This window comes from Streptococcus suis YS161, from assembly GCF_002760245.1.
Lineage (GTDB): Bacteria > Bacillota > Bacilli > Lactobacillales > Streptococcaceae > Streptococcus > Streptococcus suis_I.
The window spans coordinates 61,207-82,250 of the sequence record NZ_ASCA01000006.1 but is presented as its reverse complement, the minus strand read 5'-3'; the positions used below and the strand labels follow the sequence as shown (position 1 = coordinate 82,250).

The 21,044-nt window shown below is 44.2% G+C and carries 26 protein-coding genes; 25 read left to right on the top strand and 1 reads right to left on the bottom strand.

The annotated features are described in order from the left end of the window. The first annotated feature begins 84 nt into the window (after positions 1–84). From SST111_RS00830 to SST111_RS00800, 7 genes are all read left to right on the top strand, one after another. Positions 85–534: a MarR family winged helix-turn-helix transcriptional regulator gene (locus tag SST111_RS00830; RefSeq protein WP_099809686.1), complete on the top strand. Its 450-nt coding sequence runs from the start codon at positions 85–87 to the stop codon at positions 532–534. After that, on the top strand, positions 527–1,258 hold the full coding sequence (locus SST111_RS00825; protein ID WP_099809685.1) for an ABC transporter ATP-binding protein: 732 nt from the start codon (positions 527–529) through the stop codon (positions 1,256–1,258). The genes SST111_RS00830 and SST111_RS00825 overlap by 8 nt, the downstream gene beginning before the upstream one ends. Next, positions 1,258–2,772 (top strand): ABC transporter permease/substrate-binding protein, encoded by a 1,515-nt coding sequence (locus tag SST111_RS00820; RefSeq protein WP_099809684.1) that lies wholly within the window; start codon positions 1,258–1,260, stop codon positions 2,770–2,772. The genes SST111_RS00825 and SST111_RS00820 overlap by 1 nt, the downstream gene beginning before the upstream one ends. Before the next feature lie 9 nt (positions 2,773–2,781). Further along, entirely contained in the window at positions 2,782–3,543 is a 762-nt protein-coding gene (locus SST111_RS00815; RefSeq protein ID WP_099809683.1) for a nuclear transport factor 2 family protein, read from the top strand. Positions 3,544–3,640: 97 nt separating this feature from the next. After that, positions 3,641–4,090: a DUF3290 domain-containing protein gene (locus tag SST111_RS00810; RefSeq protein ID WP_024398248.1), complete on the top strand. Its 450-nt coding sequence runs from the start codon at positions 3,641–3,643 to the stop codon at positions 4,088–4,090. 3 nt (positions 4,091–4,093) lie between these two features. Then, positions 4,094–4,732, top strand: a complete 639-nt coding sequence (locus SST111_RS00805) for a DUF421 domain-containing protein (protein WP_099809682.1) — start codon at positions 4,094–4,096, stop codon at positions 4,730–4,732. Between the two features lie 87 nt (positions 4,733–4,819). Then, a complete protein-coding gene (locus SST111_RS00800; protein ID WP_099809681.1) occupies positions 4,820–5,944 on the top strand; it encodes an aminotransferase in 1,125 nt (374 codons plus the stop codon). Positions 5,945–5,958: 14 nt separating this feature from the next. On the opposite strand, the gene SST111_RS00795 is transcribed toward SST111_RS00800, so the two are convergent. Next, entirely contained in the window at positions 5,959–7,128 is a 1,170-nt protein-coding gene (locus SST111_RS00795; RefSeq protein WP_099809680.1) for a DUF2974 domain-containing protein, read from the bottom strand. 143 nt (positions 7,129–7,271) lie between these two features. Between SST111_RS00795 and SST111_RS00790 the strand changes: the two genes are divergently transcribed. The 18 genes from SST111_RS00790 to SST111_RS00700 all read left to right on the top strand — a co-directional run bounded on the left by SST111_RS00790 (position 7,272) and on the right by SST111_RS00700 (position 21,026). Next, positions 7,272–7,955: a response regulator transcription factor gene (locus tag SST111_RS00790; RefSeq protein ID WP_024377553.1), complete on the top strand. Its 684-nt coding sequence runs from the start codon at positions 7,272–7,274 to the stop codon at positions 7,953–7,955. Further along, the gene (locus SST111_RS00785) at positions 7,948–8,940 is read left to right on the top strand and encodes a sensor histidine kinase (RefSeq protein ID WP_099809679.1); all 993 of its coding nucleotides are present in this window, start codon (positions 7,948–7,950) and stop codon (positions 8,938–8,940) included. The genes SST111_RS00790 and SST111_RS00785 overlap by 8 nt, the downstream gene beginning before the upstream one ends. 96 nt (positions 8,941–9,036) lie before the next feature. After that, positions 9,037–9,795 (top strand): ABC transporter ATP-binding protein, encoded by a 759-nt coding sequence (locus tag SST111_RS00780; protein ID WP_099809678.1) that lies wholly within the window; start codon positions 9,037–9,039, stop codon positions 9,793–9,795. Between the two features lies 1 nt (position 9,796). Beyond that, positions 9,797–11,809, top strand: a complete 2,013-nt coding sequence (locus SST111_RS00775; protein WP_099809677.1) for an ABC transporter permease — start codon at positions 9,797–9,799, stop codon at positions 11,807–11,809. A gap of 336 nt (positions 11,810–12,145) precedes the next feature. Further along, positions 12,146–12,310, top strand: a complete 165-nt coding sequence (locus tag SST111_RS00765; RefSeq protein ID WP_099809675.1) for a hypothetical protein — start codon at positions 12,146–12,148, stop codon at positions 12,308–12,310. After that, positions 12,307–12,624 (top strand): PadR family transcriptional regulator, encoded by a 318-nt coding sequence (locus SST111_RS00760; protein ID WP_024412443.1) that lies wholly within the window; start codon positions 12,307–12,309, stop codon positions 12,622–12,624. The genes SST111_RS00765 and SST111_RS00760 overlap by 4 nt, the downstream gene beginning before the upstream one ends. A gap of 1 nt (position 12,625) precedes the next feature. Next, positions 12,626–13,420, top strand: coding sequence for a hypothetical protein (locus tag SST111_RS00755; RefSeq protein WP_099809674.1), 795 nt, complete (start codon positions 12,626–12,628; stop codon positions 13,418–13,420). A gap of 1 nt (position 13,421) precedes the next feature. Then, on the top strand, positions 13,422–14,246 hold the full coding sequence (locus SST111_RS00750) for a hypothetical protein (protein ID WP_257211341.1): 825 nt from the start codon (positions 13,422–13,424) through the stop codon (positions 14,244–14,246). 80 nt (positions 14,247–14,326) lie between these two features. Continuing rightward, on the top strand, positions 14,327–14,563 hold the full coding sequence (locus SST111_RS00745; protein ID WP_004194840.1) for a DUF2829 domain-containing protein: 237 nt from the start codon (positions 14,327–14,329) through the stop codon (positions 14,561–14,563). Then, positions 14,556–15,254: a 3-oxoacyl-ACP reductase gene (locus tag SST111_RS00740; RefSeq protein WP_029187452.1), complete on the top strand. Its 699-nt coding sequence runs from the start codon at positions 14,556–14,558 to the stop codon at positions 15,252–15,254. Before SST111_RS00745 ends, SST111_RS00740 begins: the two co-directional genes overlap by 8 nt. Before the next feature lie 11 nt (positions 15,255–15,265). Further along, positions 15,266–15,817 (top strand): GNAT family N-acetyltransferase, encoded by a 552-nt coding sequence (locus tag SST111_RS00735; protein ID WP_099776449.1) that lies wholly within the window; start codon positions 15,266–15,268, stop codon positions 15,815–15,817. Then, complete coding sequence (locus SST111_RS00730) at positions 15,814–16,290, top strand: ASCH domain-containing protein (RefSeq protein ID WP_099809673.1); 477 nt, start codon at positions 15,814–15,816, stop codon at positions 16,288–16,290. Before SST111_RS00735 ends, SST111_RS00730 begins: the two co-directional genes overlap by 4 nt. Positions 16,291–16,487: 197 nt before the next feature. After that, entirely contained in the window at positions 16,488–17,870 is a 1,383-nt protein-coding gene (gene glmU, locus SST111_RS00725) for a bifunctional UDP-N-acetylglucosamine diphosphorylase/glucosamine-1-phosphate N-acetyltransferase GlmU (RefSeq protein ID WP_015647164.1), read from the top strand. 8 nt (positions 17,871–17,878) lie between these two features. Beyond that, positions 17,879–18,424, top strand: a complete 546-nt coding sequence (locus SST111_RS00720) for an NUDIX hydrolase (RefSeq protein ID WP_099809672.1) — start codon at positions 17,879–17,881, stop codon at positions 18,422–18,424. A 10-nt stretch (positions 18,425–18,434) separates the two neighbouring features. Beyond that, positions 18,435–18,755 (top strand): cell wall synthase accessory phosphoprotein MacP, encoded by a 321-nt coding sequence (gene macP / locus SST111_RS00715; protein ID WP_099809671.1) that lies wholly within the window; start codon positions 18,435–18,437, stop codon positions 18,753–18,755. An 8-nt stretch (positions 18,756–18,763) separates the two neighbouring features. Further along, positions 18,764–19,453 (top strand): 5'-methylthioadenosine/adenosylhomocysteine nucleosidase, encoded by a 690-nt coding sequence (locus SST111_RS00710; protein WP_014636691.1) that lies wholly within the window; start codon positions 18,764–18,766, stop codon positions 19,451–19,453. Between the two features lie 197 nt (positions 19,454–19,650). Continuing rightward, entirely contained in the window at positions 19,651–20,499 is an 849-nt protein-coding gene (locus tag SST111_RS00705) for a pyridoxamine kinase (RefSeq protein WP_099809670.1), read from the top strand. Next, the gene (locus SST111_RS00700; protein ID WP_099809669.1) at positions 20,496–21,026 is read left to right on the top strand and encodes an ECF transporter S component; all 531 of its coding nucleotides are present in this window, start codon (positions 20,496–20,498) and stop codon (positions 21,024–21,026) included. The genes SST111_RS00705 and SST111_RS00700 overlap by 4 nt, the downstream gene beginning before the upstream one ends. The last annotated feature ends 18 nt before the right edge of the window (positions 21,027–21,044 follow it).

Below are 21,044 nucleotides of genomic sequence, written 5' to 3'. Positions count from 1 at the left end.
AATAGTCAAGTTAACATTATTACACTCATTAAAAATTTGGGATTGAAAAATCCCCATAAACTTATTTTACGAGGGAGGAAGATGATGACAGAATTGAGACAGCGGAGTAAGATACTTGCTCGGATTTTTTACAATCAGGATGGTCTATATGAGGACTATGCAAGGAGGCATGGGCTAAACAGCAAGTCCTTATCCATTTTGATGTTTATTTATTATATATCCAGAGGTGTGACGCAGAATTGGATCAGTAAGAAGACTTACTCTAGTAAGCAGGTGGTCAATGCCACCATTAAGAAATTTCTGGACAAGGGCTATGTCTTTTTTGAGGAAAATCCAGCAGACAAACGGCATAAGAAGGTCAAATTGACCGAGGAAGGCCGTGTCTTTGCCAGTCGGATTTTGGACCCCTTGGAAGAAGCGGAAAAAACAGCCCTGTCCCAGTTCAGCTTGGAAGAACAGGAGCAGTTATTAGACCTCTTTGGTCGCTATGGGCAGGTCCTGACGGAAATTTTAGGAGGAGAAACGAATGATTGAGTACCAAAATGTGTCCTTGACCTGTCAGGTCAGCGGGCCAATCTTGAAGAATTTGACCTTTGACATTCAAGAGGGAGAATTCTTTGTCCTGATTGGGCCAAGCGGTAGCGGAAAAACAACGACGTTGAAACTGATCAATCGCCTGATTGAGCAGACAGACGGAGATATTCGGATTCAGGGCAAGCGGCTGAAAGACTTTGACCTACGTGAGCTACGCTTGGAAACTGGCTACGTCCTGCAACAGATTGCTTTATTTCCAAATATGACAGTGGCTGAAAATATCGCTCTTATTCCTGAGATGAAGGGCTTGAACAAGACTGAAATCTTAGCCAAAACCAGGGAACTCTTGACCAAGGTAGGCTTGGATCCAGACAGTTACCTGGACCGTTTGCCCAAGGACTTATCTGGAGGAGAAAAACAGCGGATTGGGATTCTGCGAGCGATTATTGCCAATCCCAAGGTCTTGCTGATGGATGAGCCTTTCTCAGCCCTAGACCCTATTAGTAAAGGGCAGTTGCAGGACTTAATCAAAGACTTGCATGAAGAGTTCAAGATGACAACGGTTTTCGTCACGCATGATATGGACGAAGCGGTTAAGCTGGCAGACCGTATCTGTTTGATGAAGGCAGGTGAGGTAGTCCAGTTGGGCACGCCTGATGAGCTTCGCAACCAGCCTGCTAATGACTTTGTTGTTGAATTTATGAAAAATCGGGGAGGTGCCTAATGGATCAGTTGGTAACAACCTTTCTGGAACGTAAGGCGGACTGGCTGACAGCCCTCTTTGAGCACCTGCGGATTTCCCTTCTGGCCTTGATTATTGCTATTGCCATTGCGGTGCCGCTTGGCTTGGTCTTGTCTAACAAGAAAAAGTTGACCGAGTGGAGCTTGCAGATGACAGGCGTTTTCCAGACCATTCCCTCCTTGGCACTTCTGGGGCTCTTCATTCCCTTTATGGGTATCGGAACGCTGCCTGCGGTGGTGGCTCTGGTTATTTATGCCATTTTCCCCATTTTGCAGGGAACTTTGACCGGACTTTCGGAAATCGATCCCTCGCTGGAAGAGGCTGCGACGGCTTTTGGGATGACCAAGCTAGAAAAACTGCATAAGTTTCAGTTGGCTCTGGCCATGCCTATTCTTATGTCTGGTATTCGGACGGCTTCCATTATGATTATTGGAACGGCAACGCTTGCTGCCTTGGTCGGTGCGGGCGGTTTGGGCTCTTTTATCCTCTTGGGAATCGACCGCAATGATTCGGCTCTGATTTTGATTGGTGCGGTGTCGTCGGCAGTCTTGGCAGTCTTCTTTGGCTCAGTCATCAAGTTCTTGCAGGACAAGAAGCCTCGTACCATTCTGGCGGCTCTCTTAGTGACACTTTTGGCAGTCGGAGCTAGCTATGTTCCGCTCAGCCAGTCTTCATCGAAAAAGCTAGTCATCGCTGGGAAACTAGGGGCAGAGCCTGAAATCCTCATCAATATGTATAAGCTTTTGATTGAAGACCAGACGGATATCGAGGTGGAGCTGGAGCCAAACTTTGGCAAGACCAGCTTCCTCTATGAAGCCCTCAAGTCTGGCTCGATTGATATTTACCCTGAGTACACTGGTACTATTACGACCACTCTTTTGACTAGTCCACCGTCTGACCTGTCCAACAATCCTGAGGAGGTTTATACCTACGCAAAAGAAGCGATTTTGGAACAGGATGGTCTGATGTATTTGGCACCAATGGCCTTCCAGAATACCTATGCTTTGGCTGTGACGGAAGACTATGCTCAAAAAAATGCTCTTGAGAAGATTTCGGATTTGGCAAAAGTGCAGCAGACAGCTGTCGCAGGCTTCTCTTTGGAGTTTAATGACCGTGAGGACGGGAATGTCGGTCTGACTAATCTCTATGGGCTCAATCTCAATGTTAAAACCATGGAGCCTGCCCTTCGCTACGAAGCCATTAAAAATGGAGATGTGCAGCTAGTTGATGCCTACTCAACGGATAGCAAGATTGTTTCTTACAAGCTGAAAATCCTGGAAGACGACAAAGAGCTTTTCCCACCCTATCAGGCCGCTCCGCTATTGACCAAAGAAACCTTAGACAAATATCCCGAGTTGGAGCAAGTTTTGGAGGCTTTGGCGGGTAAAATATCGACCGAGGAAATGACTCAGATGAACTATGCGGTCGATGTGGAAGGCAAGTCGGCAGAGCAAGTGGCGAGGGAATACCTCGAGAAAGAAAATCTACTAAAATAGGAGAAAATCATGACTAATCAACTAGAAAATGCTAAAAATCTTTACCTCCGTGGCATTCGCGACGGGGAAATCAAGGAAGTCCATGAGCATTACATGGGTGCTACTTACACCCAGCATAGTACAGGTGTACCAGATGAGAAGGAGGGCTTTGCGACTTTCTTTGAGGACTTTTTCAAACGCAATCCCAAGCGGGAAATAAATATTGTTCGTGCCATTGAAGACGGAAATTTCGTCTTTGTCCATGTCCACCAGAAACTCAATGATGGAGAGGCTGAGTGGGTGACGGCGGACATCTTCCGTTCGGATGAAAATGGTCGTATCGTCGAGCATTGGGATGTCATTGATGCCTATCCAAAAACCATTGGCCAAACAGATCCGATTTACGCAGACTTTGAGTTGACTGACCTAGACAAGACTGAGGACAACAAGAAAATCGTCCGTCGTTTCTTGGTCGATGTCCTTCAAAATGGGGAAATCGACAAGTTTGACGACTATGTGGCAGCTAATCTTATTCAGCACAACCAGGAAATCGCTCAAGGCGGTGCAGCCTATAAGGACTATCTTGCCGACAATCAAGTCAACTGCGACTTTGTCTTCAAGGTGATGGGACAGGGTGACTATGTGGTGGCTTATTCGAAAGTCTGGATTGCAGGTCAGGACTACGCCCACTTTGACATCTACCGCCTCAAAGACGGAAAGATTGTCGAGCACTGGGACAACAAGGAAGTCATGCCAGAGAAGAAAGATTTGACGAACTTAGGGAAGTTTTAAGGGAAAAAAGCAGAGCAGGCAGATGATTTCTGTCTGTTTTTCTTATTGTAAAAATGTGTTATAATAGGAAAATCTGTTTGGAAAGGACTATTTTTGTATGAATTTTTATGATTTAGATTACATTATTCAGAATCAATCCTTCAATCTCGTTTTGCGGTCTGTGACCTTGATTGTCTTGCTGGTGGTAGCTATCGCTACGGGGCTCTACTACTTGAAAAATCGTCTCAATACACGGCTACGGGACATCAGTATCGGTATCGTTATTCTTATGTTTATCATCTTGGGCATACAGGTTGAAGACTATATGCAAAATAATCAAGATTTTACCCAGTCGCAAGTGCTGACGCAGTTTATCAAAAGCGTAGCCATTGATAATGATGTGTCTGAAAAAGAGGTCTATGTCAATTCAACGACCTTAAAAGATGGGATTATTGTCCGCTACAATGGAGAAGATTATACAGTCCACCTCAATAGTGACAACAATTCCTACACCTTGGTCCGCACGCACGTCATTGACCATAATGTTTATATCAACGGGGAGAAGTAGAATATGGATTTGTATGTATTAGCAGCCTGTAAATTTATTATTGGGATTTTTGTGATGATTTTGCAGATCAATATCCTAGGAAAGTATGAGTTTTCGGTCAATACGCCACTCAATCAAATTCAAAACTATGTCCTCGGTGGGATTATCGGCGGGGTTATTTACAATAGTTCCATTTCCCTGCTGACCTTTGTCATCGTCCTCCTCATCTGGTCCTTGGTGGTCATTGTCGTCAAACTGCTGATCAATCAGAAGTGGATTAAGTCCTTGGTGGTTGGCAATCCCGTCTTACTCATCAAGAATGGTCGGGTCAATGTGGAAAATTGTACGCGAGTGGGCTTGTCTGCTGACCAACTCATGCTCCATATCCGCATGGCCGGTCTGCAATCGACTAGCGATGTCAAAAGTGCCATTATGGAGCCCAGCGGTAGCTTGAGAATTTTGGACAAGCATTCCCGCAATCCTAAGTTCCCTCTAATCAGCAACGGTCGTATAAATGATGCTGTTCTGGACTTGATTGGCAAGAATCAGGAATGGTTGTTGGAACAACTTGAAGCAGAGAGTTATCAGCTCAAGGATATTTTTCTGGCAGAGTATGTGGATGGACAGCTTTGGCTGACACCTTATGTGGAGAATGATCGTTAGGCGGTTCGACCTTCTTCTTTGTCTATCCAGACGATTCCGTGAGAATGTGGTACAATAAGGACAGAATAAATAAAAGTAGGAAAATTTATGAAACTACCACGTTTTGGCGTTGAGGAATGGCTGAATGTCCACGAAAACAGCGCCATTTATGACATTGCAGGAGTGTCCATTTCTGCTCTAACTTTGGAAGAGTTATTTGACTTGTCAGGTACTAATCCAGAAGATTTTTATAAAAAATTGCAGAGCACTAGGCTCAATTATGGCTGGATAGAAGGTTCGCCAGAGTTTAAAGAAGCTGTCAGTCAGCTCTACGAACAGGTCAGTCCTGAACAAATCCTTCAAACCAATGGCGCAACGGGTGCAAACTTGTTAGTTCTTTATAGTTTGATTGAACCAGGAGACCATGTCATTTCCCTTTATCCGACCTACCAACAACTCTACGATATTCCAAAGTCCTTGGGAGCAGAAGTGGATTTGTGGCAGATTGAAGAGGAAAATGGCTGGTTGCCAGACTTGGAAAAACTACGTCAGCTCATTCGTCCCAATACCAAGATGATTTGTATCAACAATGCCAATAATCCAACTGGTGCAGTTATGGATAGGGCTTATTTGGAGGAGTTAGCAGCCATTGCTGGTGAAGTTGGGGCTTACATTCTATCGGATGAAGTCTATCGTTCCTTTTCTGAGCTGGATGTGCCATCTATTATAGAAGTCTATGATAAAGGAATTGCTGTAAATAGCTTATCCAAGACCTATTCTCTGCCAGGTATTCGTGTCGGCTGGGTGGCTGCTAATCTTGAAGTAACCGATATTCTGAGAGATTATCGGGATTACACTATGATTTGTGCAGGTGTCTTTGATGACATGGTGACCCAACTTGCTCTGGCATCTCGCAAAGAGATTTTGAAAAGAAATCGGCGCATTTTAGAAGAAAATTTAGCTATTTTGGACCAATGGATTGAGGAAGAACCCCTCGTTTCCTATATCCGTCCAGCGGTTGTTTCCACCAGCTTTGTCAAGATTGCAGTGGATATGCCTATGGAAGATTTTTGCTTGCAACTCTTGCAAGAACATGGTGTTCTTCTAGTCCCTGGCAATCGGTTTGATCGTGAGGGCTATGTCCGCCTGGGCTATGCCTGTGAACAAGAAACTCTAATCAAAGGATTAGGAAAATTATCCCAGTTTTTAAGAAGATTTGATAAAGAAAACTAGCTCAGGTGGTTGAGCTAGTTTTCTTTATTTTCAGTTGTATTTCTTTGGAAAAGTTTCCGCCAATCTGGTAGAGAGATTTCAGGGCTTGGAATATTGTCCCTCCAGATTTGATAACGGGTATCAAAGAGGAGCCGAATGAGTTTGTCTACCATTTCAGCTTCTTCTGGAGCTATTTCTTTTCTCAGTCGGTCAATTTCTTGTAATTTCTGTAGGGGCTTTACCGTGATGTCGCTAAAACGTTCAATTCCTGCTTTGATGAAGATGCCGAAAAACAAATCGAAGAAGTCTCGTAATTCATCGTCTGTTAGACTAGCCGTCCAAGTTTTTAAGGCTTGGTCTGTTTGTAGGCTATCGCTGGTCAGGGCAGGGGCTAGTTTGAAGTCGCTTCCGTCAACCTCCCAAGAAAAACTGATATGTTGTAGAATGCCGAGGGTATTACTCTGAACAATCTGAGCATTTTCTGGTGTTTCTAACATCATACCGACGATTGAATTCTGGGGAATGACAGGGAAAATCCGTTGGTGAATAGCTCGGTAACTAGGTGCTTCCAAGTGTTTTTTGTGTAAGCCAGGTGAATCAAAGGGATAGATAGCTAGGATTCTATCCTGTTGGTCTGTAGCTTGCTGGCATGCTGCATAGAGGGCTAAATTTCCGCCTTTCGAATGACCGGCCAGATAAAAATGGCCCCCCTGCTGCATCATAAGTTTTTCTAAGTAGCCACTTGCTGCACGTTGGGCAGGAATTTCATCCATATAGGTCATGTGGAAATCTTCCTTCCAACCGATGATAGTGTCATCTGTTCCTCTGAAGCAAGTCACAATCGTTTTTCGGTTAATGCGATAGCTGATTGCTGAAAACTGCTTTTCCTGTTCCAACTGATAATCGTCAACGAAGCCAAATGCCTTGATAGATTTGAAGCGTTTGGATTTGGCTAGAAGTCCTAGTAAGGCTAGGCGGTTTTTGGTCACCATAGAAAAGGGAGGGAAATTATTTTTGTAGGTCTCTTCAAAGGCCGCTGCCAACCGATCAAGTCGTACACCATTTTCTGTAAAAGAGTAGGAAACCAGATTATCAAAAGGGAGGTAGGAAAGCTCGGTCAGAGCCAGAATATCTAGCTTATTGATAGGTTTATCATAAAAATTATCGTATTGAGTTTCTTCAAGATAGGTTAATAAATTCGGCATAACAGTCCTTTCCTTTTTTATCTAGTATAACGAAATATGCTTGGTCTGACAAATCTTAGTTTGAGATTGTTTGTTAGAAAAATCGAACCATTTTGTGATTTATAGGCTATAATATATAGTATATATGAAAAAGGGAGAGAGCGATGCAAAAGATTTTAGTTATCGAGGACGATAAAACGATTAGCCAACTAGTTGCTAAAAACTTGATAAACTGGGGTTATCAGGTGCAAGAGGTCCAAGATTTTCAGATGGTTTTGGAACAGATGGAAGAGTTTCAGCCCCATTTGATTTTGCTGGATATTGGTCTGCCGTTTTTCAATGGCTATTACTGGTGTCAGGAAATTCGCAAGACATCCCGTGTGCCCATTATGTTTTTGTCTTCCCATGACCAGCCAATGGATATTGTTATGGCGATCAATATGGGGGCGGATGACTATGTGACCAAGCCCTTTGAAATGACGGTTCTCCTGGCCAAAATACAGGGGCTTCTCAGAAGAACCTATGACTTTGTCGGCGAACAAAGTTTGCTCTGGTTTGAAGAAGTTTCCTTGGACTTGAAGACCATGCAGGTGTCCTATAAACAGGATGTAGAGGAATTGACCCGAAATGAATTTCAGATTTTACGGGTGCTTTTTGAACATGGCAAGGAAGTCGTCAGCCGTGAGGAGCTGATGAGAGAACTCTGGAACAGTGATATTTTTGTGGATGACAATACCCTGTCGGTAAACATTGCACGCCTGCGTAAAAAGTTGGCAGAACTGGGTTTGCCAGATGTGATTGCGACCAAGAAAGGAGTAGGCTACGGCCTGGTGTGGACACATGAATAAGGATGATTTTGGCTCATTAGTACCAGGATTTTTGACCTCATGGCTTGGTCATCGCTTGATTTTTCTGATAGCCTACACCGTTTTTGCCACGACCATTCTGGCTTATAGTAGCCTCTTTGACATCAAAAGAAACGTGGCTTTCTACGCCCTCACCCTGCTCACTATCTGCTGGCTCCTCGCCCTACTCTGGGATTTTTTCAGGGAATTTTCCCGCTTTGGAAAAATCTGGCGTGGTCAAAAAGTAGCTACTGGGACAGCCAGTGAGCGTTTGTTGCAGGAAAAAGTGGAGCGACTAGAAGTCCAGAACAAGCTCTTGATTGAAAAACAGCGTCAGGAACAGACAGAATTAGATGATTACTATACCCTCTGGGCCCACCAGATGAAAACACCTATTGCAGCCAGTCAGCTCTTGGTTAAGGAAGTAGATAGTAGTCCAGTTCGTCATCAATTAGAATCGGAATTGTTCAAGATTGAGCAATACACAGGTTTGGTCTTGAACTACCTCCGTTTACAATCCTTCCATGATGATTTGGTTATTGAATCTGTCAATTTGGCAGAACTGGTCAGAAGTCTGGTCAAGAAATATTCCCTCTTTTTTATTCAGGCCAATACCAGCTTGGATTTGGGACAGCTGGATAGGACAGTAAAGACCGACAAACGCTGGCTGGGTCTCTTGATTGAGCAGATTCTATCCAACGCCCTCAAATATTGTCAGGGGGGAAGTATTTCGATTGCTCTGGATGGAGATGATTTGGTTATTCGTGATACAGGAATAGGTATTGCAGAGAGTGACTTGGAGCGGGTTTTTGAGCGTGGTTTTTCAGGTTTCAATGGCCGCAGAACCCAGCAGTCTTCGGGTCTGGGACTTTATCTCTCTCGGAAAATCGCTGCGGAGCTGGGCTATTCCCTCAAACTAAGCTCCAAAGTGGGTCAGGGAACAGAAGTGCGAATAGGCATCATAGAAGTGGAGCTGATTTTTGACTAATCTTACAAAATTGTCACGCAAATGAAAGCTAGGGCTATGGCAGCTTGTCGGAGGATGGGCTAGAATGGGGGTAGAAAAAGAAAAGGAGGCAGTAAGATGACGCTCTTAGATGTGCAACACGTTCAAAAAATTTATAGTTCTCGCTTTAAGGCGGGACAGGTTGAGGCCTTGAAGGATATTCACTTTGCCGTTGAAGAGGGTGAGTATGTGGCGATTATGGGGGAATCTGGTTCTGGAAAATCTACCTTGCTCAATATTTTGGCAACCCTTGATAAACCAACGCAGGGCAAGGTCCTGCTTAATGGTGTCAATACAGAAACGATTAAGAGCAGGGAGGCTGCAGCCTTTCGTCGGGAGAAATTGGGATTTGTCTTCCAAGATTTCAACCTCTTGGACACCCTCTCGGTCAAGGACAATGTGCTCTTGCCTCTGGTTTTGTCTCGCTATCCGATTGATGAGATGAACAAGCGACTGGTTCATACACTGAATAGTCTAGGAATTGCGACCTTACAAGACAAGATGCCCTACGAGATTTCGGGTGGTCAGCAGCAACGGGTTGCGGTGGCACGTGCCATCATCACCCAGCCAGAAATCCTTTTAGCAGATGAGCCGACTGGAGCCCTCGACTCCAAATCATCTGCAACCTTATTGGATGTTTTTGAGCAGATTAACCAGCAGGGGCAGACCATTCTGATGGTGACTCACTCTACAGCTGCAGCCAGTCGTGCCAAACGGGTCCTTTTTATCAAGGACGGTATTCTCTATAATCAAATCTACCGTGGTGAACGAACTAGTCAGGAAATGTATCAACTGATTTCAGATACCTTGACAGTCATGGCGAATCGAGGTGAGTAGTATGTTTGGACTAACCTTTCGATTGGCTCTGACCAATCTCAAAAAGAACCGCAGGCTCTATTTTCCCTATGCCTTAATGACCATCTTGTCCACAGCCATTGCCTATATTTTTACTTCTTTGGCCTTTCATCCTGATTTAGGTCAGGTCAAGGGAGCCAATGGGGTAACCATGGTTTTGGGCTTCGGTATGATTGTGGTCATGTTGGCAGTTGCCATCATGGTCTTCTATGCTAATAGTTTTGTTATGAAGCAGCGGTCAAAAGAGTTTGGTGTCTATAGCATTCTAGGCTTGGAGAAGAAACACCTCCTCTTGATGACCTTCTTGGAAAATCTAATTTTTGCAGTTGGTACCATTCTGACAGGCTTGTTGCTAGGTTTGACCTTGGACAAACTCTTCTATGCCCTCTTGCTGAAAGTCATGCAAATGCCTGTGGTTTTGGCATCAACTTTTCAGCTAAAAACCTTGGGTATTGTAGTTGTTTATCTCTTTGGCATTTTCGCCTTGGTCAGTCTCTTTAATATTGGGAAACTGGGCTTGACCGACTCGCTCAAACTAGTTCAGGGCAAGAAACGTGGGGATAAGAAAACAGGCTTCCTTTGGCTACAAACTCTCTTAGCCCTTATCCTATTGGGGGCAGGCTATGCCATTGCACAACTAGTGACCAGTCCGATGCAGGCTATTCCAAGTTTCTTTGGAGCGACTCTTCTGGTTATCCTTGGGACTTACCTGCTTTTCCACGCAGGTGTCATCAGTCTGTTAAACTGGTTAAAGAACCGTCAGACCTATTATTATAAGCCAGATAATTTCATTTCTGTATCCAACTTGATTTTCCGTATGCGGAAAAATGCTCTAGGCCTTGCGACCATTACCATCCTCTCTAGCATGTTCTTGGTGACCATGGTTGGAGGACTCAATATTTACATCGGTGGCAAAGATTATATCACCAACCAGAATCCAAATGACTATTCGATTGATGTTGGAATGCAGCCAACCACTTTAAAAAATCAAGTTGAGAAGTGGGAAGAGTGGGCGGATGCCATCTTTGAAGAAACGGAAATCCCTGTGGAAAGTAAGGTGGTCTATCCTTACCAACAAGCCTATTTTTCTGAGGTGACAAATCAGCAAATAAAATTTTTGACGGGTGAAGAAGCTGCTGGTATGGCTTTCTCTGACCGAGTGGGTATTGGTTTTGTCCTTGATCAAGCCACCTATGAAAAGATGACGGGAGAAAAACTCCAGTTGGCATCTGACCAAGTGGCCATTTATAGTAAGGGAGTCCAGTATCAAGCCGATCAACCTCTCAGATTTGATGAAAAGGAGATGGAGATTGCTCAAGTATTGCCCAAGAATGTGACCTTGGGACATCTGCCAGACCATGGTTCCTTCCTTCTCAGCCAGTATCTGGTCATTGTTGTTCAAGACTTGGCTGTTTTTGAAAATCAAGCTGAAAATCGCTATTATATGGGCTTTGAAAGCAGTCTGCCAGAAGAAGAACAGGTAGATCGCTATGATGCTTTCGTATTTGGAAACTTTGAAAGCGAACTGTGGAGCTCTAATATTCTTCCAGATGGTACCAACTCGATCAGTCTCGCCTACCGTGCCTATGCGATGCGTAGTTTCTTCAGTTTTGCAGGTTCACTTTTCTTCATCGGCCTCTTGCTTTCGCTCATCTTTTTGATGGCGGTGGTGCTGGTGATTTACTTCAAACAGATTTCAGAAGGCTATGAAGACAGAGATCGCTTCGTCATTATGACCAAGGTTGGTCTGGATGAGGATCAGGCGAGACAGTCCATTCGCAAGCAATTGCTGACCGTCTTTTTCTTACCTATCTTACTTGCCTTTGTCCATCTTGCCTTTGCCTACAAAATGCTATCATCCATTCTGTTGTCTATCGGCGTGGTTAATGCTGGGCTTATGTTACAGGTGACAGCAGGCATCTGTGGTGGCTATCTCCTCCTCTACCTAGTAGTCTATGCCATCACAACACGATCTTACAAACAAATTATTTCCTAAACTTGGGGTGACCCAAGTTTTTGGGAGTGGGAAAGAACTCGACTAGTAAAAAGAGTTCGTCTTCCCACCCCCGCACAGTTGATTAGGTCAGATTTGGAGTGTAAGACACGAACAAATCTGCCAATCAACCACTGCGGTGAGATGTTGACACTAACTTTGAGTAGTAGTGTTGATTTTTTTTACTCAGTTTTCACTATATTGCTTTACAAACTAGTTGTCTTGTGTTACACTATAGATACAAAGCTAATAGGTAAAACAAACTAGTGATGGAAGACAAAGAAAATCACTTTTATTTTTATCAGACTAGTCGGTATTACAAACTAGATAAGACGAAAGATGAAATTGGAAAAGATGAGGCGAGAAGATAGGGAACTAGCAGGTATCACGCTTGTGACGACCATTATAACTGGCTGGGCCTTGGATTCTATTTTGATCTTAGGCATCCTGTTAGCGTCAGGCTTGATGTTTGGATTTTTTGCAGAGGAAGAGGAGGACTTATGAAAGAAACCCAAATGCTCAAAGGTGTCCTAGACGGCTGTGTCTTACAAATTATCAGTCAGAAGGAGATTTATGGTTATGAGCTGGTTCAGGAATTGAGAAATCAGGGCTTTGAAAACATGGTCGGAGGGACAGTTTATCCCCTCCTTCAGAAGTTAGAAAAAAATGACCTGATTTTTAGTCAGAACAAGCCCTCGCCAGACGGACCAGACAGGAAGTATTTTTATCTTACAGACCAGGGCAAGGCTTATCTAGAAGATTTTTGGAGCCAGTGGACGGAATTGGTCCAAAAGGTTCAGCGATTGAAAGGAGAATAAGATGAGCAAACAAATGGAATACCGCAAGCAGATTGAAGTGATTGAAAGCCAGCTGACCAAGGAAAACAAGGAATACATGGGCCGTATCAATGGTTATATGATGATTGCCTCTGTCTTTCACAGGCAGGAAGAAGCAGTGACTGCCCAGCTTTTATCCATTTACCAAGATGTTCTGGAAGCTCAAAAAGACGGGCTTTCGGCGGAGGATTTTCTGGGCAAAGACAGCAAACAGATGGCGGACGACCTACTCAGCTACCTTCCTCCGATTGGTTTCGTGGAAGTCGCAAACCTGAGTGGCCTCATGCTCATCATTTACCTTGGTAGCCAATGGTTGATGGATTTTGCAGGGACAGGCACCATTTCGCTCAACTGGCTGGGCTTGGTGTGTGACACGGCTCTCAGTTTCCTCCTGCCAGCAGGGATTTTCCTCCTCATTCGCGGTTTGATTTACCAGACCAGCAAAATCAAGGTTTGGGCAAGCGTTCTTTGCATCCCCCTTCTTTTTCTCCTGATTTGCGGACTTCGTCTCTGGGCAATCCCCAAGGAACCTGACCTAGTCTTGACTGGCTGGGGGCTACTAGTACCACTCACCTTGCTCGGTCTCGCTCTGCTATTTTTCCAAAAGGAAAAATTAGTCCGCTATGTCTTTTTACCAAGCTATCTCTTTATGATTGTTGGCGGTGTGGTAAATATGGTTATGACCGTCCCAGTTTGGCTCAATCTGGTGTTGGTGATTCTTCCAGCCATGGCCTTTTGGATTGGAACTGCGGTTTTGTTGGTGAGGAAGGAGAAGTAAGATGAACAAGCAACAGAAAAATTTGAATGCTATTAGCAGCTTACAGGGGAAGTTGACCAAGGAAAACAAGGCCTATATGCGTAAGCTCCATGCTTACTTGATACTGGCGTCAGCCTTTCATGAGCAGGAGGAAAGAGCGACGGAACTCTTGCTTTCTATCTACCAAGATGCCTTGGATGCTCAAGCAGATGGTCAGTCAGCAGAGGATTTTTTAGGCAAAGACAGTAAGCAGATGGCGGATGAACTCTTGTCTGACCTGCCGCCTATTCGCTGGTACTATGGTCTGCGGTTAACAGGATTGATTTCCTTGGTCTATATTAGCTGGTTTTTCTTAGGTTTGTTTGGAGTGACTGGTGAAATGGTTCTAGAATGGCGGGGCTTGCTGTGCGATTTGCTTCTGGCGCTCATTCTACCCAGCTCTGCATTTTTCATCCTAAAGAACCTAGTCTATGAACGGTCAAAAATCAAGTCCTATTTGCTGATGGGGACTTGGGGACTTAGCTTTGTAGGGTTAATTATCTTGCGTTTTTGGATTAGCCGTCAGTTTTATGAGGGCATTTCCCTGCCTTTGTGGGCCAGTCTTTTGGTGATTCTAGGAATCGCAGCTGGTCTCTTCTACTATCGCAGTAAGTCAGCAATTGTAGATACCTTGATTCCAGCCTATGTGCTAACGGTGCTCAGCGGCTTTAGTCAGCTGCTGGCTAGTCAGTTTGGCTACGGACCGCAGGACTGGACAGGTTGGTTGCCTCTGCTCTTTATGGTTCTTGCCTTTTTCTCAACGCTTGCAGGCACATTTTTCCTATTGAAAAAGGAGAATATGGTGTAGAAATACAATCAGGCAACTCTTTAGAGTAGTCTGATTTTTTGGTATAATGATTGAAAGATAGAAGAATAAAGGAGTTTAAAATGACATTTGAAGAGATTTTACCCGGCCTCAAGGCCAAGAAAAAGTACGTTCGCACAGGCTGGGGTGGGGCGGAGAACTACGTCCAGCTCTTTGACACCATTGAGGTCCACGGGCAGAAGCTGGAGGCGACGCCCTACTTCCTCATCAACGTGACTGGCGAGGGTGAGGGCTTCTCCATGTGGAGCCCGACTCCCTGCGATGTCCTTGCGACCGACTGGGTAGAAGTCCATGACTAAGACAGCCCTCATCACAGGAGTTTCCAGCGGTATCGGACTAGCGCAGGCAGGGATTTTTTTGGAAAATGGCTGGCGTGTGTACGGGATTGATCAGGCCAGCAAGCCTGATTTGGCAGGCGATTTCCACTTTCTACAGCTGGACCTGACAGGCGATTTATCGCCCGTCTTTTCATGGTGCCAGACAGTCGATGTCCTCTGTAACACCGCAGGCATACTAGACGATTACCGTCCCCACCTCGATATTGAGGAGGATGAATTAGCTCGCATCTTTACGGTCAATTTTTTTGCGGTGACTAGACTGACCCGTCCCTATCTGCAGCAAATGGTGGATAGACAGTCAGGCATCATTATCAATATGTGCTCCATTGCCTCCAGTCTAGCAGGTGGAGGAGGCTCAGCCTATACCGCCTCCAAGCATGCTTTGGCAGGTTTTACCAAGCAGCTGGCACTGGACTATGCCAAGGACAAGGTCCAGGTCTTCGGCATTGCTCCTGGTGCCGTTCAGACAGGAATGACCCAGAAGGACTTTGAGACTGGTGGCCTAGCGGACTGGGTGGCAGACCAGACCCCTATCGGACGCTGGACCCAGCCCAGCGAAATAGCAGAGCTGACCTTCATGCTGGCTACTGGAAAACTCGCTTCCATGCAAGGCCAGATTATCACCATCGACGGCGGCTGGAGTTTGAAGTAGAAAGGAATATTATGATTCTTGAAACCAATCGTCTCTTGCTCCGCCCTTGGAGTGAAACAGACGCAGCTGACTTATTTTCTCAGGCCAGTCATCATGAAGTTGGTCCTGCAGCGGGTTGGCCTGTTCATCAGAGCGTGGAAGAAAGTCGAGAAATTATCAAGACAGTCCTTAGCCAACCAGAAACCTACGCCCTTGTTCTCAAAGAAACAGGACAGGTGATTGGCAGTATCGGGCTCATGCTTGGTAAACAAGGTGGTCTTGATTTGCCTGACTCAGAGGCCGAGATTGGTTATTGGATTGGTCATTCATTTTGGGGACAAGGCCTGGTGCCAGAGGCTAGTCAAGTTTTACTGGATTACGGCTTTTCCCAATTGAATTTAGAGAAAGTCTGGTGTCGTGCTTTTGTAGAAAATAGCAAATCATTGCGTGTTCAAGAAAAACTGGGTTTTGTTTACCAATACCTCTTGGAAGATGTGCATTTCTCGCTCATTGATGAGATCCGTACCGAACGCGTGAGCCTGCTGACAAGAGAGGAATGGCAGTCTAGAAAGGAAAAACCATGACCCCGACACAACTCTGGCAAGAATTTCTTGCCATCAATTCCCAAGCTGGTCCTGAACCAGAGGCCTGGGCTTTTGGGGCGGAAGCTGATCGACTGGCTGATTTGGTGGCTAGAGGCATCAAATCCTCGACCAGCTCTGCCCATGCCCTCTACGCAGTAGAGGGAGAAGAAATCCCCAAAGCTGGTGGCTACGATATCATTCTGGACGGACAAGGTCAAGCTGTTTGCATTATCCAGACCACCAAGGTCTATGTGATGCCCTTTTCCCAAGTGACGGAAGAACATGCCTATAAGGAGGGCGAGTTCCGTCAGGGAGGTGACTTGTCTGACATAAAAGCGAAAAGTCTGGTCCACTGGCGACAGGTCCATGAAGAGCTTTTCACTATCTGGCTGGCAGAAGCAGGCCTGTCTTTCTCAGAAGATATGCTGGTCGTCTGTGAAGAATTTAAACTGGTTTACCCTATCGGATTCTAGTAAAAAGTGCTTGCTATTTTTGGCGGAGGGAAGAGTTTGTTTTTCCTTGAACGCTCTAACAGTAATGGCCAATCAGGTTCTGTAAATAATGCTGAATAATCTGTATTGTATCGAATCCTATCAAGCTCCTTTCGTTATTTTTCAAAAAAACTAAAATTTGCTATAATAGGAGTATATCATTGAAAAGAGAGAAAACTATGAGCAATAACTATGCAATTATTCTAGCGGCGGGGAAGGGTACTCGCATGAAGTCTGACTTGCCAAAAGTCCTACATAAAGTGGCAGGAATTACCATGTTGGAGCATGTCAAACGTGCAGTTGATGCTATGGAACCTGCTAAAACAGTAACGATTGTCGGTCACAAGGCAGAATTGGTCCAAGCAGTTCTCGAAGGTCAGTCAGAATTCGCCCTTCAATCTGAACAGTTGGGGACAGGCCACGCCGTTATGATGGCTGAGCCAGCTCTTGCAGGTTTGGAAGGTCAGACCCTTGTTATCGCAGGAGATACACCGCTGATTACAGGAGAAAGCTTGAAGAACCTCATTAACTTCCATGTCAGCCACAAGAATGTTGCGACTATCTTGACAGCTCAGGCTGATAACCCATTCGGATATGGTCGGATTATTCGCAATGCTGATGGGGAAGTGCAAAAAATTGTTGAACAAAAAGATGCCAACGATTTTGAAAAACAAGTGAAAGAAATCAATACAGGAACCTACTTGTTTGATAATAAACGTCTTTTTGAAGCGCTTAAAGATATTAATACGGACAATGCCCAAGGTGAATACTATCTGACAGATGTTATTTCGATTTTCCGTCAGGCAGGCGAGAAGGTCGGTGCTTATGTCTTGCGTGATTTTGATGAAAGTTTGGGTGTCAATGATCGCGTCGCTCTTGCGACTGCAGAAGCTGTTATGCGCAAACGAATCAATGAAAAACACATGGTCAATGGTGTGACATTTATCAACCCAGATGCAACCTATATTGATATTGATGTTGAGATTGGTGCAGAAGCTGTTATTGAAGCTAATGTTGTCTTGAAAGGGCAAACGGTGATTGGTGAACGTACTGTTTTAACCAATGGAACTCGTGTGCGTGATGCCAAAATTGCAGCAGATGTCGTCATCAGCAACTCAGATATTGAAGAATCTGTCATTGAAGAAGGTGTGACGGTAGGACCATACGCCCATATTCGTCCAGGCAGTCTCTTGAAAAAAGATGTTCACGTTGGAAATTTTGTGGAAATCAAGGCCTCTACGCTTGGTCAAGGAACGAAGTCTGGTCATTTGACCTATCTAGGAAATGCAACGATTGGCAATAATGTTAACGTTGGTGCTGGTACCATCACTGTCAACTACGATGGTAAAAATAAATTTAAAACAACCGTTGGAGATAATGCCTTTGTTGGCTCTAACTCAACCATTATCGCACCAGTAACTATCGGGGACAACGCCTTGTTGGCTGCAGGTTCTGTCATTACAAAAGACATTCCAGAGGATGCCATCGGTATTGGTCGTGGTCGTCAAGAAAACAAAGAAGGTTATGCGACTCGTTTTCCGTTCCATCCAAGTCAAAAATAGGTAATCGTATGAATTTTGAAGAAAAAACCATTGAGCGGACAGAAATTTTTAAAGGGCACATTTTTGATGTAGTAGTAGATGATGTTGCCTTGCCAAATGGTGGAACTGGTAAGCGCGAACTCATTTTCCACAAGGGAGCAGTTTGCGTTTTAGCCGTTACCCCAGAAGGTAAAATGATTTTGGTCAAACAATACCGCAAGGCCATTGAACGTACTATTTATGAAATTCCGGCGGGGAAATTGGAGCTGGGCGAAGAAGATAAGCTTGAAGATGCTGCGTTGCGTGAATTAGAAGAAGAAACAGGCTATACTAGTGACAAACTGACCTTGTTGGCAGATTTCTATTCAGCCATCGGTTTCTGTAATGAACGAATTCGCCTTTATTTAGCAGATAACCTTATCAAGGTTGAAAATCCTCGTCCAATGGATGAAGATGAGGTGATCGAATTACATGAGGTAACCTTGGAAGAGGCTTTGAACTTGGTGGCTACTGGCGATATTTGTGATGCAAAGACCATCATGGCTATCCAATATTTACAACTCATGAGAAAGTAGGAAACTAGCAATGGGCAAGCCCTTGTTGACGGATGAAATTTTAGAGAAAGCGAAAAAGAAACAGTATTCCGACCAATCTAGCCAGTTTGGACACTATCGTCCAAACCAGGATATATCAATGGATGATGCTCTATTCGATCCATATCTAGAAGAAGATTATCAGGGATATGAAGAGGGACAAACCATCCGAATCCCGGTCAAACCTACTGTAGTAAAAAGTCGCCGTATCGAAACCATCAAGCGAGAAGCTTTCCGCAGTAAGGTAAACAAAATCCTTTTTTGGGCCATCATCTTACTGATAATGTTTATCATTGCAGTATTATTTATTTAGGAGAAGAGATGAAATTTGGAATTATCGCAGCCATGCCTCAGGAATTAAAGATTTTGGTCGAGCATCTACAAGATGCAACTGAAACCGATGTCTTGGGTCGAACTTACTATCAGGGACGAATCGGTCAACATGAAGTCGTTCTTGTTCAGTCAGGTATCGGTAAGGTTATGTCAGCTATGTCCGTGGCTGTTTTGGCAGATCGTTTTTCGGTTGATGTCATTGTCAATACAGGTTCGGCAGGAGCTGTTGCCGAAGGGATTGCCATCGGTGATGTGGTTGTAGCGAATCAATTGGCTTACCACGATGTGGATGTGACGGCTTTCGGCTATGCTTACGGGCAAATGGCAGGGCAGGAATTGTATTATCCAGCGGACCAAGTCTTGTTAGAACAGCTAAGAACCGTTTTAGCAGAGCAGGAAATGATTAGCCATGTGGGTCTGATTGTGACAGGTGACAGTTTTATCGCAGGTCAGGAGAGAATCGCTACAATCAAAACTCATTTTCCAGAAGTCCTTGCCGTAGAGATGGAAGGAGCAGCTATCGCTCAAGCAGCTGTCAATACAGGTAAGCCATTCTTGGTTATCCGAGCCATGAGTGACACAGCTCAGGGAGATGCCAATATCACCTTTGATGAATTTATCATTCAAGCAGGAGAACGTTCTGCCCAGACCCTGATTGCCTTTCTGGAGAAAAATTAAGCAGATTTTGACAACAATACATTGAAATAGGATGACAGTAGCAAAAAGTTGTTACTGTTTTTTCTTATGCAGTGATTTGAGACTGGTGTTGTAAGGTTTCAGCCATCTGTCCCCATACAATTTCTGATAAGAGTTATTGAAAAGCTCGTGAAAATACTTTACAATTTTGTTTAAGAAAAATAATTTAGGAGGTTGTTATGGTTCAGCGATTATTGCTTGCAAATGATTTGCCTGGTGTGGGTAAGGTTGCCCTAGCCACTAGCATCCCAATTGCAGCAGCCTGTCAGGTAGAAACGATTCTTTTACCAACGGTACTACTTTCTTCTCATACGGGTGGTTTTCCAGATGTTGTCGTTGAAGATATGACTGACTTGAATCGAGCCTATTTTGAACAGTGGAAGAACTTGAATTTGGAGTTGGCAGGCATCTTGTCTGGCTACTGTAGAAATCCTCAGCAACTAAGTCAATTGGCTATGTATGCGAAACAAACAGAGACACCATTGATTGTTGATCCGGTCATGGGGGATGGAGGCAAGTTGTATTCAGGTTTCACATCTACCTATGTAGAAGCCATGAAAGAGTTGATCCAGTCGGCCAAGCTCATTCTCCCCAATGTAACAGAGGCAGCTTTTTTGACAGGGAGGGAATATTTGGGAGCTTGCTACGATAGGGCAGCTATTGAGGACTTACTGGAAGCTTTAGCAGAGCAGGTATCCGCAGATATTGTACTGACAGGGATTTCCTTTGATGATAGCCAAATAGGTGTAGCCTATTTTCAGCAGGAAACAGGGGAAATAACTACCTATATGTCTAAAAAATATCCAGCAAATTTCTTTGGAACAGGTGACATTCTATCTATCTTGTTGGCAGTAGCAACCATCCAACAAATCAATCTCCATCAAGCTATCCCTCTAGCTTTAGATTTTATCGACAAGAGTTTAGAGCGTACCCTTGCTTTGGATAGAGACTTGAAATTTGGGATTTACTTCGAACCATTTTTAGCAGAATTACAGCAAGCATTTCAAACATTAAAGGAGAAATTATGAAACAGAATCAATTGCGTCAATTAACAGAAATTAGCCTATTTGCAGCCCTTATTTGTGTGGTTGTCTTCTTTATTCGTATTCCTTTTGGGAGTCAATTTGTCCATTTAGGCAATGCTCTGGTGGTGGTAGGAGTACTAATCTTTGGTGCCAAAAAAGGAGCTGCGGCGGCGTCACTTGGTCTAGGCATCTTTGATTTACTATCTGGTTATGCTTCAGTCGCTTGGATTACCATTTTAGAATCGCTCATCGTCTGCTTCATTTTGCATTTGTTTTACGAGAAATTCCTCAAGGAAAATGATCGCTTAACCAATATTATTTTGGTTGGAATTGTTGCGGCAATTACAAAAATTATCTTGAACCTATTGAAGTATACATTAACGGGAAGTTTTGTCGGAGGGTTAACCTTCTCAGCTTCCTTCCTCGCAGCTTTGGGTAGAATCTTAGGAACCTATGGCACTGCAATTACGACCATCATTGCTGTACCTATTCTTTATCAGGTATGTAAAAGGTTATACGGTAGAAAGTAATTGAGAAATTTGAAAATA